Below are 15,311 nucleotides of genomic sequence, written 5' to 3' on the forward strand. Positions count from 1 at the left end.
TACTTCTAAAAATCAAACGCACAAAAACTGTTGTAGCCACTGCGTACAAGTTAACTGGCTCCTGGCAGCTAGCTCAAACAAATGACGCTATTTTTCGTGCACATCCCCTTTCCACTAATTGAAGTGGTAAGTGAAACTGGCAAAACAAAAAGCCTCATTTCTGAGGCTTTTGGCTATTTTGCATAATCGGTTGCCCGTGTTTCACGGATAACCACAACTTTAATGTGTCCTGGATAATCTAGTTCGTCTTCGATCTTACGACGGATGTCGCGGACTAAGCGAACAGAATCCAAATCTGAAATTTCTTCTGGTTTAACCATGACACGAACTTCTCGTCCCGCTTGAACTGCGAAACTTGATTCTACTCCGGCAAAACTGTTGGAAATATTTTCCAAGTTTTCTAAACGTCGAATATAGTTTTCTAACGATTCGCTTCGTGCTCCTGGGCGTGCAGCTGATACGGCATCTGCTGCGGCAACCAATACGGAAATCACTGAAGTGGCTTCGGTATCGCCATGGTGAGAAGCGATGGCATTGATGACTACTGAGTTTTCACGATATTTAGCGGCAAGTTCTGCCCCAATTTCAACGTGTGACCCTTCGATTTCATGATCCAATGCTTTACCAATATCATGAAGCAAGCCAGCTCGTTGTGCTAACTGAACATCTTCGCCTAATTCTGCGGCAAGAACCCCCGTCAACTTGGCAACTTCGATGGAATGGTTCAAAACATTTTGACCGTAGCTGGTACGGAAATGTAAACGTCCTAAAATCTTAATCAAATCTGGATGTAAGGTATGCGCGCCTACTTCAAAGGCTGCTTGTTCCCCATATTCGCGAATGCGTTCATCCATTTCTTTACGCGATTTTTCGACCATTTCTTCGATTCGTGCTGGATGGATTCGACCATCTTGAATCAATTTTTCCAAAGTCATGCGGGCAATTTCCCGTCTGATTGGATCAAAGCCTGATAAAACAACTGCTTCTGGGGTATCATCAATAATCAAATCAATCCCCGTCAATGTTTCTAACGTCCGGATATTACGGCCTTCACGTCCAATGATGCGACCTTTCATCTCATCATTTGGTAAAGTTACCACTGAAACAGTTGTCTCAGAAACGGCATCCGCACCACAACGTTGAATAGCCATTGCTAGAAGATTTTTCGCTTTGCGATCCGCTTCTTCTTTGGCCCGTTGTTCAGATTCTCTGACCATGACGTTCAATTCATGGTTCAGTTCCTCTTCCGTCGTCTTCATAATCAATTCTTTTGCTTCATCTTTGGTTAATGAAGCAACTTGTTCAAGTTTTGTTTTTTGTTCATCGATCAGTTGTTCTACATCTTTTTCTCGCTCGTCAATTAATTGCTGTCTAGCACTGATTTTTGTTTCTTTTTCTTCAAGTGAGTGCTCACGCTTTTCAAGAGAATCATCCTTACGATCTAAGGTTTGTTCTCTTTGAAGCAAGCGATTTTCTTGCGATTTTAATTCTTGTCTGCTTTCTTTCAACTCACTTTCAACTTGTGCGCGATACTGCTGGTTTTCTTCCTTGGCTTCCAACAAAGCTTCTTTCTTTAAGGTCTCCGCCTCTTTATTAGCATGCGTAATGATCCCTCTAGCTGTGTTTTGTGCCCCATCAATTTCTTTTTCATGGCGTGATTTTGCTACCATGAAACCCAAACCAAGACCGACAATTAAACCGATGATAGCGAGGAGAATCGGAACTAACATTAAATCCACCTCCGTACTATCTTATTTACCTATCTGTAGTTTTTTGATAAACGAATGTCAAATTATCAATATGCCTACTTGCATATGTGTGGTGTCACACAACTTTATTCTAATGTTTGTCTGATAGTGTGTCAACTTTATTTCTCTTTTGACAGACTTCCTACTAAAGCGCTTTGATTTGTTTTGAAAAATCTACAAAAAAACACTAATGACCGAGCAAATAGCCTTTGTCATTAGTGTCGATTTGTTTTTTATTCGTCTAATGGCAGTTCTTCTTGTCCTGCGTCGTCTGAATCAGCCACTTCGCCTGCTTCACCGATACCGTAAGCCGCCCGCACACGTGTATCGACTTCAGCCATCATTTCTGGATGGTCTGCTAAATATTTCTTCGCATTTTCACGACCTTGACCGATCCGATCTTCTTTATAGCCATACCAAGCACCGCTCTTGTCGATGATATCTTGCTCTACAGCCATGTCTAAGAGTTCGCCTTCTTGCGAAATTCCTCGACCATACATCAGATCCACTTCAGCCACCTTAAAGGGAGGGGCCACTTTGTTTTTCACGACTTTGATCTTCGTACGGTTACCAACAATATCTGTACCGTTTTTCAATTGTTCCGCACGACGAACCTCTAACCGTACAGTCGCATAGAACTTCAACGCACGTCCACCAGGAGTAACTTCTGGGTTACCGAACATTACGCCGACTTTTTCCCGAATTTGGTTGATGAAGACCGCAATCGTCTTTGTCTTATTGATCGAACCAGATAATTTACGCAATGCTTGTGACATCAGACGTGCTTGTAAGCCAACGTGAGCGTCGCCCATCTCACCATCGATTTCAGCCCGGGGAACCAACGCTGCTACAGAGTCGATAACAATGATATCAACAGCACCACTAGAAACTAATGCGTCCGCGATTTCCAACCCTTGCTCACCAGTATCTGGCTGTGAAAGCAATAGTTCGTCAATATTAACACCTAGACGTTGTGCATATTGCGGGTCTAACGCATGCTCAGCATCGATAAAAGCAGCTGTGCCACCTTGTTTTTGCACTTCTGCAATAGCATGTAAAGCAACCGTCGTTTTACCAGAACTTTCTGGTCCATAGACTTCAATAATTCGTCCTCTTGGATACCCACCGACACCTAACGCTACATCTAATGCTAAAGAACCACTTGGGATCGTTGAAATCTGTTGATCAACCTTTTCACCTAATTTCATGATCGAGCCTTTTCCATAATTCTTTTCAATCTTCTTCATCGCAGCATCTAAGGCCGCCTTGCGATCATTTGCCAATAGCTGATCCTCCTATTTCCTATAATGTAATTATTTTTCAAAAAACGAAAAATGAAGTTGCTGTTCAACACGTATATTTTCTGTTAAAGAGCTTGCTTTGTGATGATCGCACTCGCTCACTAACAATGGGGAAATTTTTCTCACATACAATTCGTGTACACATAACCCTTCCACTGATCTTGCCAAAGTAAGAAATAAAACGGGTCATGCACGCACATCATTATTGCTTTTTCAATAGTCTTAGTTTATCGGTTTAAAATCAAAAAAGCAAGCAAAAAACGAACAAACATTCGCATTTTTAGTTTTTGTTTAGAATTGCCCGCCGCAACATGTCTAACCCCTTCATCACAGAGCTGTGACGAACATAAGAACGATCTCTGGTGAAGTGATTTTCTGTTACTACGGTCGGTCCATTTTTTTGCGCCAAGCCAATATAAACAGTTCCCTTTGGTTGCCCTTCCAGTTCGTCAGGACCGGCAACACCCGTAAAGGACAAGGCGTAGTCCGTCTCAGCTAAACGCAGAGCCGCTTCTGCCATTTCTTTCGCGCAATCTTCACTAACAACACCTGTTTGTTCTAGACGCTCAGAATCAAGCCCTAGGAAGTTTATTTTCGTTGCCTTGGAATAAGTCACAAAACCACCGGGAAAGACCTCTGAAACGCCTGAAATCGTTCCTAAGGTTGCTTGGAACTCACCCGCTGTCAAACTTTCTGCCGCCGTAATCGTCCGTTTTTCCTTTTTCAATAGCTCAACGACTACTTCAACCAAACTATTTTCCTCGCCATAGCCATAGAAAAATTCACCCACCTTCGCTAGGATCTCTGTTTCTGTTTGATCCAATAAGGCATTCGCCGAATCTTCATCCTCTGTCTTAGCTGTGATACGCAACGTAACTTCATTAGGTTTGGCGTAGGGAGCAATCGTCGGATTGGTTTGCTGTTCGATCATTTCCGCCAGATCTGTCACTAGTTTCGATTCGCCGATACCAAAGAAACGTAGGACACGTGAGGTTAATTTTTCCGTTGTCGGAAATTCTTTTTCTAATAGCGGGCGCGCTTGTTCCAAAAACATCGGTTGCAATTCGTTAGGCGGCCCTGGTAACAAAATATAATTATTCTTGGTTCCTTTATACAAACAGCCAATGGCTAGGCCTGTCCGATTCGGTAATGGAATCCCGTCTTGCAGTGTCTCAATTTGCCGTAGATTATTCGGTGTCATCGTACTTTGACGCTGTGTGAAAAAGGCGTTCAACGCTGCTAAGCCTGCTTCATTTTGCACGAGCGACACGCCGACGTGCTCAGCCAAAACATTTTTTGTCAAATCATCATCGGTTGGCCCCAAGCCGCCGCATAAAAGGATCAGCTCGCTGCGTGAATCGGCCAGCTGCAACAATTCCTCCAAACGTTTGGGGTTATCGCCAACAACGGTATGAAAATAAACTTCAATCCCCATATCCGCCAATTTTTCTGATAAAAAAGTCGCGTTCGTATTGACTACTTGTCCTAATAAAAGTTCCGTTCCTACAGCAATGATCTCTGCTCTCATGTAATCCTCTTCCTTCTAACATTAAGATACGCATTTTTCTCAACTATATCATTTTTATTTCAAAAAGGCTTTGAGAATTGGCTCAAAAATAAAAAAGAACGCACCCTCACGGCGCGTTCTAAGTATTTTTTACATAGAGCCTTTAAACAGCCCAGTATTTTTAGCGAAATAATCATACCCTGAATAAATCGTAAAGAATAAACAGATATATAGCATGATTTGATCCATCGGAATTCCGATATAATTGAAAGGCACATTATTTAAGTATAACAAAACGATTCCGACCATTTGTGTAGTCGTTTTGATTTTCCCGGGCATCGCTGCTGCCATTACCCCGCCACCTTGCTCAACGATCAGAAGACGCAAGCCGGTTACCGCTAATTCTCGACAGACGATAATTGCAATGACCCACGCAGGGGTCTTGCCTTGTTGAACTAAAATAATAAAGGCAGTCATCACTAACATTTTATCCGCTAAAGGATCAGCAAATTTTCCGAAGTTGGTCACCAGCCCGCGAGCACGAGCGATTTTCCCATCTAAATGGTCCGTGTAGCTAGCGATCGCAAAGATGATTGCACCGACTAATTGTGTAACCGCTAAAGTCGTATTGCCAACGTGTAACGTGCCCCAATCCCATGGTGCTAAGACAACAACCATAAATAATGGGATCATAAAAATTCGGACGACCGTTAATTTATTTGGTAAATTCATCATTGATTCCTCCTATGTAACTTTCCTACGGCTTTTAAGCAGCGTAGGCGATATTTAAGGTAATGTCTTTTTTCAGTAAAGAGTCGCCCGGTTGAAAATCCAGACCTTGATCATTGACCTTGATGTCTGCGTACTTCGCCATCCCAATAGTGATCAGCGTTTGGGCAGTGTCTGCGGGTAATTCGGTGGTCTGTGACTCACCCGGCTGCAAGGTATATTGATAAATCAACGCACCGTTAACTTGAACACCGATCCATACGCGTTCTTTCCCTGTAAAAGTAAGCTTTAATGGTTTTTCCGCGTGATCGACCTTCATCGTTGCAGCATTGACGGTATTATTTTCCATCGCCAAGGCCATTTTTGGTTTTTCCGGCGGCTTAGAAGAGGCCACCGTTGGTTTTGGCTGTGACGACGAAACTTTTTCCGGCTGTGACGCGGTATTTCCTGAGCGCTCGACTTGAACAGAACTATTTTCAGGAATAATAGCGGTCTCTTGATGATCTAGCCAAGTCATATACCCAACCACCGAAATGATTGCCAAAGCCACCAAGCCTAAAACAACCATCGGCAGCGTTGCTCTAAAACGAGCCTGCGTAGGATTCTCTGCGTGTTTATTCTTTCGTAACTCCGCCACTGTTTGAAGTTCCGGATACGTTGGCAACGGCCGATCCTTCCCGTCTAAAACATCGATCAAATGGTTGCCATCTACGTTTACCTCATCGGCATATTGCCGAATAAATGTCCGCAAATAGTAATCGCTGGGCAACTCATGAAAGTCATTTTCTTCAATCGCTAATAAATAGCGCTTTTGAATTTTTGTGCGCTGCTGCAGTTCATCTAAACTGAGTTTTTTATCGATGCGGGCTTTGCGTAACGTTTCTCCAATATTAATACTAGCCACTTGATTCTCGACTCCTATATCCTATTTTCATTATGCTTGCCCATTCATAAAACGAATTTGGCAGCTTATTCCTCTCACTGTCATTCTTCGATCATTTTCCCACAGAAGCTGCGGACATTCACTAAACAAGTGTCTTTATTCCATCCAACCACCAGCCACCGGCAAAACAATCCCGGTCGTATAACTGGCCTCTTTTGAAAATAAATACTGACAGGCTGCTGCGATTTCTTTCGGATCGGCTAAGCGTCCCAAAGGAATCTCCGCACTTAACTCCATTAATTCCTGTTCCGTCCAATTCGTGTTCATCTTTGTCTGAACCGCTCCAGGCGCCACCACATTGACTGTAATGCCTAAGGTAGCAACCTCTTTGGCATACGCCTTAGCAAAAGCCTCCTGCGCCCCTTTGACAGCACTATAAACCGTCTCCATGCTACTGCCGCGATGACCATAAACGGAGCCGATAAAGACGATTCGCCCCTGATTGTTTCTAGCCAATTTTTCCTGTAAGGCTTGCAACAAAAGTAACGGAGTCTTTAAATGAACTTGCCATAATGCTTCCATCTGATCGGCCTTGGTCTCTGGTAATAACTCGTAAAAAGTAAAACCTGAGGCAAAAACGATCCCATCCACTTGAAAAAGCTGATCTAAGAAATGAGGGATTTCCGCTTCCCTCAACATGTCTAAGGATACCATAAAAAAATCTTGCTGAGGATAACGTTTCTGTAAGTCTGAAACGAAACTTAAGACTTTTGTTTTTTGTTGATTGTAGTGGCAGTAAAGGGACCAGCCTTCTCCTGCCAATTTTTCACAGATTGCTTGGCCAATATCTCCGCTGGCACCCATGACTAATGCGTAAGGCATCTTACGCCTCCTTTTTCATATAAAAACGGGTGAAGGCATCTTCTCTAATAAATAATTTTCCAGCTGCTAACACATCCGCTAATTCGATTTCCTGAATAATTTCCGGCATATCAAACAACGTCCAATCACCAAACAACGATTGCGTAAATTGGTTTGCTACGTATTCTAAGGAATTCAAGGATTGGAAATATTTACCTAACATCTTTTTCTTCAGCAAATCTAAATTTGCTTGATTCAGCTCTGGGTCCGTCGCAAAATGCAGTAAAATCTCCGTCAAACGATCTGCTAATTTTTGTGGCTCCTCACTATCGCCACCAAAATCCGCAAAATAGAAACTACGGTCTAGCGAGAATTCATAGTCAAAGCTGTCATCTAGCAGCCCTTCATTATACAGCTGCAAATAATTTTGCGAGGTCGTTCCCAGCAGCAGTTGGAACAATAAATCCAGTGAAACTTTGAAAATCAATCGTTCTTTGTCATCTGCCGGTAGTTCCGCCAGACCTTTGACACCGACAATCGCTTTAGGAATCGTAATGGGCATGTTTTCTTCACTAAGCGTGATAATCTCTTCTGGTGTCTCTTGCGGGAAACGTCGTTGGATCGCTTCTGGTGCCTCAAACGTTTTCGCCGCTTGATTTTCCCGGATAAAGTCCATCAACGCCTCGGGTTCTAGGTTCCCCACAACAAACAGCGTCATGTTGCTAGGATGATAAAAGGTATTGTAACAGGTGTATAAATCCTCCGCCGTGATTTCCGCAATCGACTCAATCGTACCAGCGATATCGATATGTAACGGATGCTCCGGATACATATTTTTCAAAATAGCGAAAAACTGTTGCCAATTTGGATCGTCTTGATACATTTGAATTTCTTGACCGATAATCCCTTGCTCTTTTTGCACCGATTCTTCCGTAAAATACGGCGCTTGAACAAAATCTAACAACGTTCCTAAGTTTAATTCCAATTGATCCGTCGTTGAAAACAAATAGCTGGTCCGGGTAAAGCTGGTGAAGGCATTGGCAGAGGCTCCTTGCTCACCGAATTTTTGAAAGACATCTCCATCTTCTTTTTCAAACATTTTATGTTCTAAAAAATGGGCGATCCCGTCTGGTACTTTGACATAGTCTTTGCCACCACGGGGAATGAATTCATTGTCGATCGAGCCATAATTCGTGCTGAATAGCCCATACGTTTTATGGTAACCGGCTTTCGGTAAAAGATAGACCGTCAACCCATTAGGCAGAATTTCTTTATACAAGGTCTCATTGATTTTTTGATACGCTACTTTATCCATGTTGCTGTCCTCCATCTAAGAAGAAGATTGCCTGCAAACGAATTTTTTTCGCAACTCGTTGGACATCTTCTGGTGTCACAGCCGCTAACCGTTTCAGCCATTCTTCGTCTGTCAGTTTACTTTGCGGCAGCCATTGCGCCAAATAAGTTGTCTCGATGGTATTTTGCATACTATCCAGACCTAACAAATAATGATTTTTCAGCATCGCTTTGGTTTGTTGGAAGGCCAACTCAGTGAATTTTCCCGCCTGCAATTCAAGCAATTGCTCCGCGATCAAGTGCAGAACCTTTTCACGATTGTCGCTGTTGATCCCGGTTTGGACTTGCAAGTAGCCTCGGAAGGTATCAAAGGAGCTGGAAGCGTAATATGCCAGACTCGCTTTTTCTCGTACATTCATAAATAATTTTGAATGAGGGAAGCCACCGAATAAGCCATTAAAGACTAACAGTGCGAAACGATCGAGGTCTTCGTAATAGACATCTGTCGCATAAGCCAAGTTCAGTTTTCCTTGCGTCACTGCTTCTTGGATTTGCTGTTGGCGAATCACATTGTCATGGACTTGATGATAATAGATGGATGGAAAGCTTTCTTCGCGTTCAGTAAAGGGCAAACGCTTAAACAGTTCTACCATCTCTGCTTCTTCTACATCCCCAATCACAAACAGATCCACTTGATCCTGCGTGATCATCTCTTGATAATACGTTGCTAAGCCTTCACTAGTTTCATTAGCCAAATCTTCCACCGTTCCAAAGCTTGGCAATTTTTGCGCATCGTCAGTGAAATAGGTCTCTTTGATTTTTAAAGAGGCCAGTGTCTGTTTATCTTCCTGCAAGGTCTCGATAGAGCTTTGCAGATTTTCTTTTTCTAAACGGAAGGTCTGTTCATCGAATGTTCCCTCACGAATATTGGGGTTGAATAAAATCTCTTGCAAAAAATCTAGCGCCTCCGGCAATAACTGCGGATCTTCAACATACTTTCCGTTCACGACCCCAAGACCGACATCTAGCCAATGTAGATTCCCTTTGCGTCCAACATTTAAACCAAAGCTGGCACCATAAAGTTCCGCCAATTGCCCGCTTAATTTAGTTTGATCGGGATAATGCAGCGAATTGGTTTCTAATAAATTGGCCAAAAGTGCCCGTTTGGTCATAATTTCTTTCGTTAAACGAGTCGTAAAACGCCCGTAAAGTTGAATCGTTTTATATTTTTTTGTGGCGATAACGTGCAAGCGTACGCCTTTTTTTAGTTCGATCATCACAAAGCTCCTTCGTCTCATCGTTAAGAACAATTATAGCACAGGCACTCTTTAAGGACCGAAATCAGCTTCAGCAAATAGTCGCTTTTATTTCAAATTTTTTTCTTCTTTCGCTATACTGAATTATAAAGAAAATGACACCGAGCCAGATGACCACGCTTTACGAGAAAACCGACTCGAAAAAAAGCACTGGCTGAAACAGGTGAGACTATTATTTAAGATAGGAGTGACACGATGATTAAAGAATTTAAGGAATTTTTGATGCGAGGCAATGTCCTTGATCTAGCGGTTGGTGTCGTTATTGGGACTGCTTTTACAGCGATCGTTACCAACGTGGTGAACGGCTTGATCACACCATTGGTAGGACTGATTGTCTCATTGTTTACCAAAGGAAAAGATTTAAACGAAGCGATGTCTGTTTTAGACTGGAAGCCCGTTAAAGGAGTTACCTTTGCTTTTGGGGATGTGGTCAGCGCGCTGATTACATTTGTGATTACCGGCTTTGTGCTGTTTCTAATCGTTAAAGCGGCGAATAAAGCCAAAGAAAAGGGTACTAAAGAGGAAGAGGCAGTGGTTCCTGAAGTTAAAATGCCGACTGCCGAAGATTACTTAGCGGACATCCGCGATCTCTTAGTCGAACAGAAAAAAGCCACGCAAGAAACCTTCGACCAACCGGAAGACAAATAAAAACCATGGAGCAAACGCTCCATGGTTTTTAAATTGCTTCACTTAAAAATTCAATCTCTACTGTGCGAGTCAATACATCGGAATAGCTGTATGAAACACGTTCAAAAGAATTTTCCTCTGGGTCCAAATCGACAACAAAAACGGAAGGATAGGTTTCAGTTAAAATCCCTTTACGTTGCGTTTGACGCTTACGTCCCGTTTGAGCTACAAGCATAATTGGAGCGCCGATACGATCTTCCAAGTTTTTCTTGATAGTCGCTAAAGTTGTTGGCATACAGTTCACCTCAACATACATTATAGCACAAATCCAAAACTTTTCAATGTATCATAAGATAAATTCATTTGCAAATTATTTTTCGCACAAAATAACGATTCTAAGGCGACTTTCTCCCCTTGGAGACGTTACCCACCAAAAAAGGTCGACAGCACAGCCGCGGCTACCACCGAACTGATGACTTCAGCAACGTTTGGTCCCATCACATGCATCAGCAGATAATTATGAGGATTTTCTTTTGTCCTTCATTTGCACTTGTCTCCAAAAGAATCCGCTTTCATTTTATGAAAGCTTCAAAGCTAGTTCTTTTTTGATTTTATTCTTGGTTCGATTCAAGGCATTACGAATTGCTTTTTCCGTTTCTCCCAACCGCTTAGCGATTTCAACAGGCTCTTCACCTCTAATATAATAATAAAGCGTATATGTTTCTAACTGAGACAAGGTCATTTCACCCTTTAACAGGAGTTCACTGATTGAAAGACTCTCCTCCAACTGCTGGTGGTAGTGAAAATATTCGCTGAAGGTTTCGCTGCCGACTTTCTCAATCGACACAGCCTGCTGCTGGGCAAAACGCTTCTTCGCTTGCTGACGTCGTAAAAGTGATCGAATCCGATTTTCTAGAATCATTTTGTAGTAGAGACCAAATGTGGTTCCGCGATCCTCACGATAACTCCTCAACGCACTGTTCAAAGCAATTCGACCCTCTTGCAACCAATCATCATGTTCAAAATCCCGAATAAGGTAACGGGACTCCATTTTATAAATGATCGGCACATACTGTTGAAACATTTCTTCAAAGACAATACTGTCGATGGTTTCCAGGTACTCAACATTTTCCATTTTTACACCCCTCTCGTCACGTAAAAGCATACACGTAACTAAAATAAGAGAGGAGCATATTCGGAAAAATTATTTTTTTCGGCTTAGTTCGTCCAATTTTTGCGACAATTTTTGCAATTGGGAATTATTCCAAGGAGAGTTCCGGCGAAAATTTTGATAATGCGTATCTTCTGTGTCCCCAGCGATCAACGCTTCGGTTTGCTGCACTGTTTTATACAACTCTCGGGCAGAAGTTCGTAGGGCTCCTTGAGAAAAGACCGTCCACTGTTCAGCCAAATCACTAGTCGCCACAGTCACTTGCGTCAACCGATCATTTAGTTCTCTGGCGACACGTTCGATATAGCTATCTGCAGTTTCGCCTTCTTCTGTAAAGACCACTGTCAAAAAATATTTTTTATAGCTTTGAGTCACACCGGGAACAAATTGTGCATCAAAAACAATGATGATTTCCAAACCTTGGTATTTCGCAAAATTCGATAAGCGAAATAGCAAGGCTTCCCGAGCTTCTTCCAAACGATCTTGATTTTTCAAGCTCACAAGTTCCGGCCAAGCACCAATCATATTGTAGCCATCCACGATCAGTAATTGCTCTTTCATTAGAGCTCACTTCGCTTTCGGAACACCTCATACATCAAAAGCCCCGCTGCCACACCGGCATTTAGACTTTGGACATGCCCAGTCATTGGAATCGTCAGCATTTCATCGACATCTTTTTTCAAGCCGGCACTCATGCCTTTGCCTTCATTCCCGATGATCAACGCGATCGGTCCCGTCACTTTCCACTGACGATAATCCGTTCCTTCCATGTCGGTACCAAAAATCCAATAACCGGCATCTTTCAATTGCTTAATACTTTGAGCGAGATTCGTCACTCGAGCGATTGGTACATATTCCACCGCTCCCGTTGAAGCTTTCGTTACGACCGGCGTAATGCCGACAGAACGATGCTTGGGAATAATCACCCCAGAGACACCACTAGCATCTGCGGTTCGCAAGATCGACCCAAAATTATGCGGGTCCTCCAAGCTATCCAGGATCAACAGAAAAGGTGCTTCTTCGGCAGCCGTTTTTCCTAATAGTTCATCCAACGTTAAATACTCATAAGGCGTGATACCTAAGACGATGCCTTGATGGACACCGCCGTCACTTAAGGTGTCTAATTTTTGCTTCGGTACCCATTTCACCGGTACAGCTTGCTCTTTAGCCAAGCTTTTTAACTGATCGATTTTATCGCCATGAGCATCTTCTTGCATGAATAATTTATTGCCGCGGCCAGCCTGCAAGGCTTCCACACTGGCATGGTGGCCAAAGACAAAATTATTTTCTTCTGATTCTGTTGGTTCGATTGGTTCGATCCGTCGCTCTTTTGGCCGGTTATTTTTTTGTTGATTCCGACGATCATTGTTTCGACGTGGTTTTTTATCCTTCAATTGCTTCACCTGCTTTCTCGATACACCAAGCGATTAATGCTTCTAAACGCTCTGTTTGTTCCAATAAATGTAAATAACCCATCAAAGCTTCAAAGCCTGTAGACATCCGGTAGGTCATGATAGCGGTATTCTTAGCGGAAGTATAGCTTTTCGCATTTCGTCCGCGCCGATAAATACCTACTTCTTCTTCTGTCAGCATATCATCTTCCAACATTTTTTGAATCAACATTGCTTGCGCCTTGGCTGAAACATAATGGGTCGCCAAATGGTGCAATTTATTCGGACGCGTTTGGCCAGAACGAACGAGATGATCCCGAATATACGTTTCATAGATCGCATCGCCTACGTAGGCTAACGCTAAGGCATTTAATTGTTTGTAATCAGTCATTAGGCTCTTCTCCAACGGACACCTTGTGGGGTATCTTCTAAAATAATTCCTTGTTCTTTCAATTGATCGCGAATTTCATCGCTGCGGGCAAAATTTTTATCTTTTCGCGCTTGATTCCGTTCTTCGATTAATTGGTCAACTTCTTCATCTAATAAACCAGCCGTTTGAAACTCGATTCCAAAAATAGATAAAAGCTTCGTAAATTCTTCCAACGCCGCGGTCAAGACCACTGCCGAAACACGTTCTTGCTCACTGTAATGGTTCAACCATTTCGCCACTTCATAAACCACGGTGATTCCGTTGGCTGCATTGAAATCATCGTCCATCTCTTCAATAAAACGATCTTTCAAGGTACGCAATTCAACTAATTTTGCTTGATCATCCGCTAATTCATCTTCTGCCGTTGCTTGACGGAAAGTCGCGTTTTCAAATGCCGTACGCAATTTTTGCAGATTTGCTTGTGCATCCTTCATCGTCGTTTCGCTATAACGGATCGGACGGCGATATTGAGTCGTCGCCATAAAGAAACGTAAAACCTGTGGATCGATCTCTTTCACTAGATCATGCACCGTTACAAAGTTCCCCAAGGATTTACTCATCTTAGCGTCATCTTCACCAATCGTCACATAACCGTTGTGCATCCAATAATTGGCAAACCGTTTGCCAGTCTTCGCTTCACTTTGAGCAATCTCGTTTTCATGGTGGGGAAATTCCAAATCTTGCCCGCCACCATGAATGTCGATGGTCTCGCCTAAATGCTTCGTCGCCATCACCGAGCACTCGATATGCCAGCCTGGACGACCCGCACCCCATGGAGATTCCCACGAAATTTCATCTGGTTTCGCACTCTTCCACAAAGCAAAATCCAAGGGATCTTCTTTGATTGCTTGCTCCACGCCCGTCCGTTGACTAGCTCCGACTTCTAGCTCATCAATCGATTGGTCGCTTAGCTCACCATAATGCTCAAATTTGCGTGTCCGGTAATAAACATCACCAGCCACTTCATAGGCATAGCCTTTTTCGATCAACGCTTCAATGAAGCTTAAGATATCTGGAATATGATCCATCACTCGAGGATGCAGTGTCGCCGGTTTGACATTCAAGGCGGCGGTATCCTCTTCAAAAGCTGCGATAAAACGATCGGCCAACTCCGGTGCTGTGACGGCTAATTCTTTTGCTGCTTTGATAATCTTGTCATCCACATCGGTAAAATTCGAGACATAATTCACCTCATAACCGCGGTATTCAAAATAACGACGAATCACATCAAAAGCGATCGAACTGCGAGCATTTCCTATGTGGATATAGTTATACACGGTTGGTCCGCAGACATACATACGAACTTTATTTTCTTCAATCGGTTTAAAAAGTTCTTTCTCTCGTGTTAGTGTATTGTGTATTTTAATCATGAGGAACCTTCTTTCCATTTATTTTGACTATTTTTGCGGGGACACCAACAGCTGTGGCATCTGTTGGAATACTTTTCAATACAACGGCCCCAGCACCAATTTTGACCCTTGCGCCAATCTCGATTGGTCCTAGAATCTGAGCATTGGCAGAAATAAACGCCCCTTGCCGAATGGTAGGGTGCCGCTTGCCGGCGTCTTTGCCGGTTCCACCCAGAGTTACGCCATGGAATAATACCACATCTCGTTCAATTTCCGCAGTCTCACCGATCACGACCCCCATTCCGTGATCAATAAAAACACCGGGAGCAATCTTAGCACCGGGATGGATCTCAATCCCAGTCAAAAAACGCCAAAATTGTGAATGGATCCGTGCCAACAAAAACCGCTTATGTCGATAGAGAAAATGCGAAAATTTGTGAAAGAACAATGCATGGACACCCGGATAGGTAAGGACTACCTCAGCACCTGAGCGAACCGCTGGATCATTGCGTTTTGCTGCTACAATCGCCTCTTGCCACCATCCCATTAACCTCAACTCCTTTTCTAAGCGGCGCCACGTTTCCAACGTTCGCGCCTTTCCTTGAGTAACAACCGTTCATTTTTTATTTTTGAACCAAGTACACTATGAAAAATAATTCTGATTCTTGCTTCGCATACCAGTTCACTAATCACGCGAAAGACGCG

General features: G+C 43.0%; 16 protein-coding genes and 1 pseudogene. 1 reads left to right on the forward strand and 16 read right to left on the reverse strand.

The window, feature by feature from the left end:
- Nucleotides 1-173 precede the first annotated feature (173 nt).
- The 8 genes from rny to yfmF all read right to left on the reverse strand — a co-directional run bounded on the left by rny (nucleotide 174) and on the right by yfmF (nucleotide 9,599).
- Nucleotides 174-1,730 carry a ribonuclease Y gene (rny, locus tag FFM67_RS02890; RefSeq protein ID WP_137613133.1) on the reverse strand — a complete coding sequence of 519 codons (1,557 nt, stop codon included), beginning with the start codon at nucleotides 1,728-1,730 and terminating at the stop codon, nucleotides 174-176.
- Nucleotides 1,731-1,981: 251 nt separating this feature from the next.
- Nucleotides 1,982-3,031: a recombinase RecA gene (gene recA, locus FFM67_RS02895; protein ID WP_137613134.1), complete on the reverse strand. Its 1,050-nt coding sequence runs from the start codon at nucleotides 3,029-3,031 to the stop codon at nucleotides 1,982-1,984.
- Between the two features lie 298 nt (nucleotides 3,032-3,329).
- Nucleotides 3,330-4,577 (reverse strand): competence/damage-inducible protein A, encoded by a 1,248-nt coding sequence (locus FFM67_RS02900; protein ID WP_137613135.1) that lies wholly within the window; start codon nucleotides 4,575-4,577, stop codon nucleotides 3,330-3,332.
- A gap of 129 nt (nucleotides 4,578-4,706) precedes the next feature.
- Complete coding sequence (pgsA, locus tag FFM67_RS02905) at nucleotides 4,707-5,288, reverse strand: CDP-diacylglycerol--glycerol-3-phosphate 3-phosphatidyltransferase (protein ID WP_137613235.1); 582 nt, start codon at nucleotides 5,286-5,288, stop codon at nucleotides 4,707-4,709.
- Nucleotides 5,289-5,322: 34 nt separating this feature from the next.
- Entirely contained in the window at nucleotides 5,323-6,189 is an 867-nt protein-coding gene (locus FFM67_RS02910; RefSeq protein WP_137613136.1) for a RodZ domain-containing protein, read from the reverse strand.
- 135 nt (nucleotides 6,190-6,324) lie between these two features.
- Nucleotides 6,325-7,050, reverse strand: coding sequence for an elongation factor P 5-aminopentanone reductase (gene ymfI / locus FFM67_RS02915; protein WP_137613137.1), 726 nt, complete (start codon nucleotides 7,048-7,050; stop codon nucleotides 6,325-6,327).
- Nucleotide 7,051: 1 nt separating this feature from the next.
- Nucleotides 7,052-8,344, reverse strand: a complete 1,293-nt coding sequence (gene yfmH / locus FFM67_RS02920; protein WP_137613138.1) for an EF-P 5-aminopentanol modification-associated protein YfmH — start codon at nucleotides 8,342-8,344, stop codon at nucleotides 7,052-7,054.
- On the reverse strand, nucleotides 8,337-9,599 hold the full coding sequence (yfmF, locus tag FFM67_RS02925; RefSeq protein WP_137613139.1) for an EF-P 5-aminopentanol modification-associated protein YfmF: 1,263 nt from the start codon (nucleotides 9,597-9,599) through the stop codon (nucleotides 8,337-8,339). Before yfmF ends, yfmH begins: the two co-directional genes overlap by 8 nt.
- 234 nt (nucleotides 9,600-9,833) lie before the next feature.
- Between yfmF and mscL the strand changes: the two genes are divergently transcribed.
- A complete protein-coding gene (gene mscL, locus FFM67_RS02930) occupies nucleotides 9,834-10,286 on the forward strand; it encodes a large conductance mechanosensitive channel protein MscL (RefSeq protein ID WP_137613140.1) in 453 nt (150 codons plus the stop codon).
- 28 nt (nucleotides 10,287-10,314) lie between these two features.
- Here mscL and FFM67_RS02935 read toward each other — a convergent pair whose 3' ends face one another.
- From FFM67_RS02935 to epsC, 8 genes and pseudogenes are all read right to left on the reverse strand, one after another.
- Nucleotides 10,315-10,560: a Veg family protein gene (locus tag FFM67_RS02935; protein ID WP_071861771.1), complete on the reverse strand. Its 246-nt coding sequence runs from the start codon at nucleotides 10,558-10,560 to the stop codon at nucleotides 10,315-10,317.
- Between the two features lie 128 nt (nucleotides 10,561-10,688).
- Nucleotides 10,689-10,790: pseudogene (locus FFM67_RS02940) on the reverse strand (sodium ion-translocating decarboxylase subunit beta); the annotation flags it as partial.
- A gap of 52 nt (nucleotides 10,791-10,842) precedes the next feature.
- A complete protein-coding gene (locus FFM67_RS02945) occupies nucleotides 10,843-11,400 on the reverse strand; it encodes a sigma-70 family RNA polymerase sigma factor (protein ID WP_137613141.1) in 558 nt (185 codons plus the stop codon).
- Between the two features lie 69 nt (nucleotides 11,401-11,469).
- Entirely contained in the window at nucleotides 11,470-11,997 is a 528-nt protein-coding gene (locus tag FFM67_RS02950) for an NYN domain-containing protein (RefSeq protein WP_137613142.1), read from the reverse strand.
- The gene (rlmB, locus tag FFM67_RS02955) at nucleotides 11,997-12,830 is read right to left on the reverse strand and encodes a 23S rRNA (guanosine(2251)-2'-O)-methyltransferase RlmB (RefSeq protein ID WP_137613143.1); all 834 of its coding nucleotides are present in this window, start codon (nucleotides 12,828-12,830) and stop codon (nucleotides 11,997-11,999) included. The genes FFM67_RS02950 and rlmB overlap by 1 nt, the downstream gene beginning before the upstream one ends.
- The gene (locus FFM67_RS02960; RefSeq protein WP_137613144.1) at nucleotides 12,820-13,218 is read right to left on the reverse strand and encodes a Mini-ribonuclease 3; all 399 of its coding nucleotides are present in this window, start codon (nucleotides 13,216-13,218) and stop codon (nucleotides 12,820-12,822) included. The genes rlmB and FFM67_RS02960 overlap by 11 nt, the downstream gene beginning before the upstream one ends.
- Nucleotides 13,218-14,627: a cysteine--tRNA ligase gene (cysS, locus tag FFM67_RS02965; RefSeq protein ID WP_137613145.1), complete on the reverse strand. Its 1,410-nt coding sequence runs from the start codon at nucleotides 14,625-14,627 to the stop codon at nucleotides 13,218-13,220. The genes FFM67_RS02960 and cysS overlap by 1 nt, the downstream gene beginning before the upstream one ends.
- Nucleotides 14,620-15,153, reverse strand: coding sequence for a serine O-acetyltransferase EpsC (gene epsC / locus FFM67_RS02970; RefSeq protein ID WP_137613146.1), 534 nt, complete (start codon nucleotides 15,151-15,153; stop codon nucleotides 14,620-14,622). Before epsC ends, cysS begins: the two co-directional genes overlap by 8 nt.
- Nucleotides 15,154-15,311: the final 158 nt, after the last annotated feature.

The organism is Enterococcus viikkiensis (genome assembly GCF_005405345.1).
In the GTDB taxonomy this organism is placed as follows: Bacteria; Bacillota; Bacilli; order Lactobacillales; family Enterococcaceae; genus Enterococcus_A; species Enterococcus_A viikkiensis.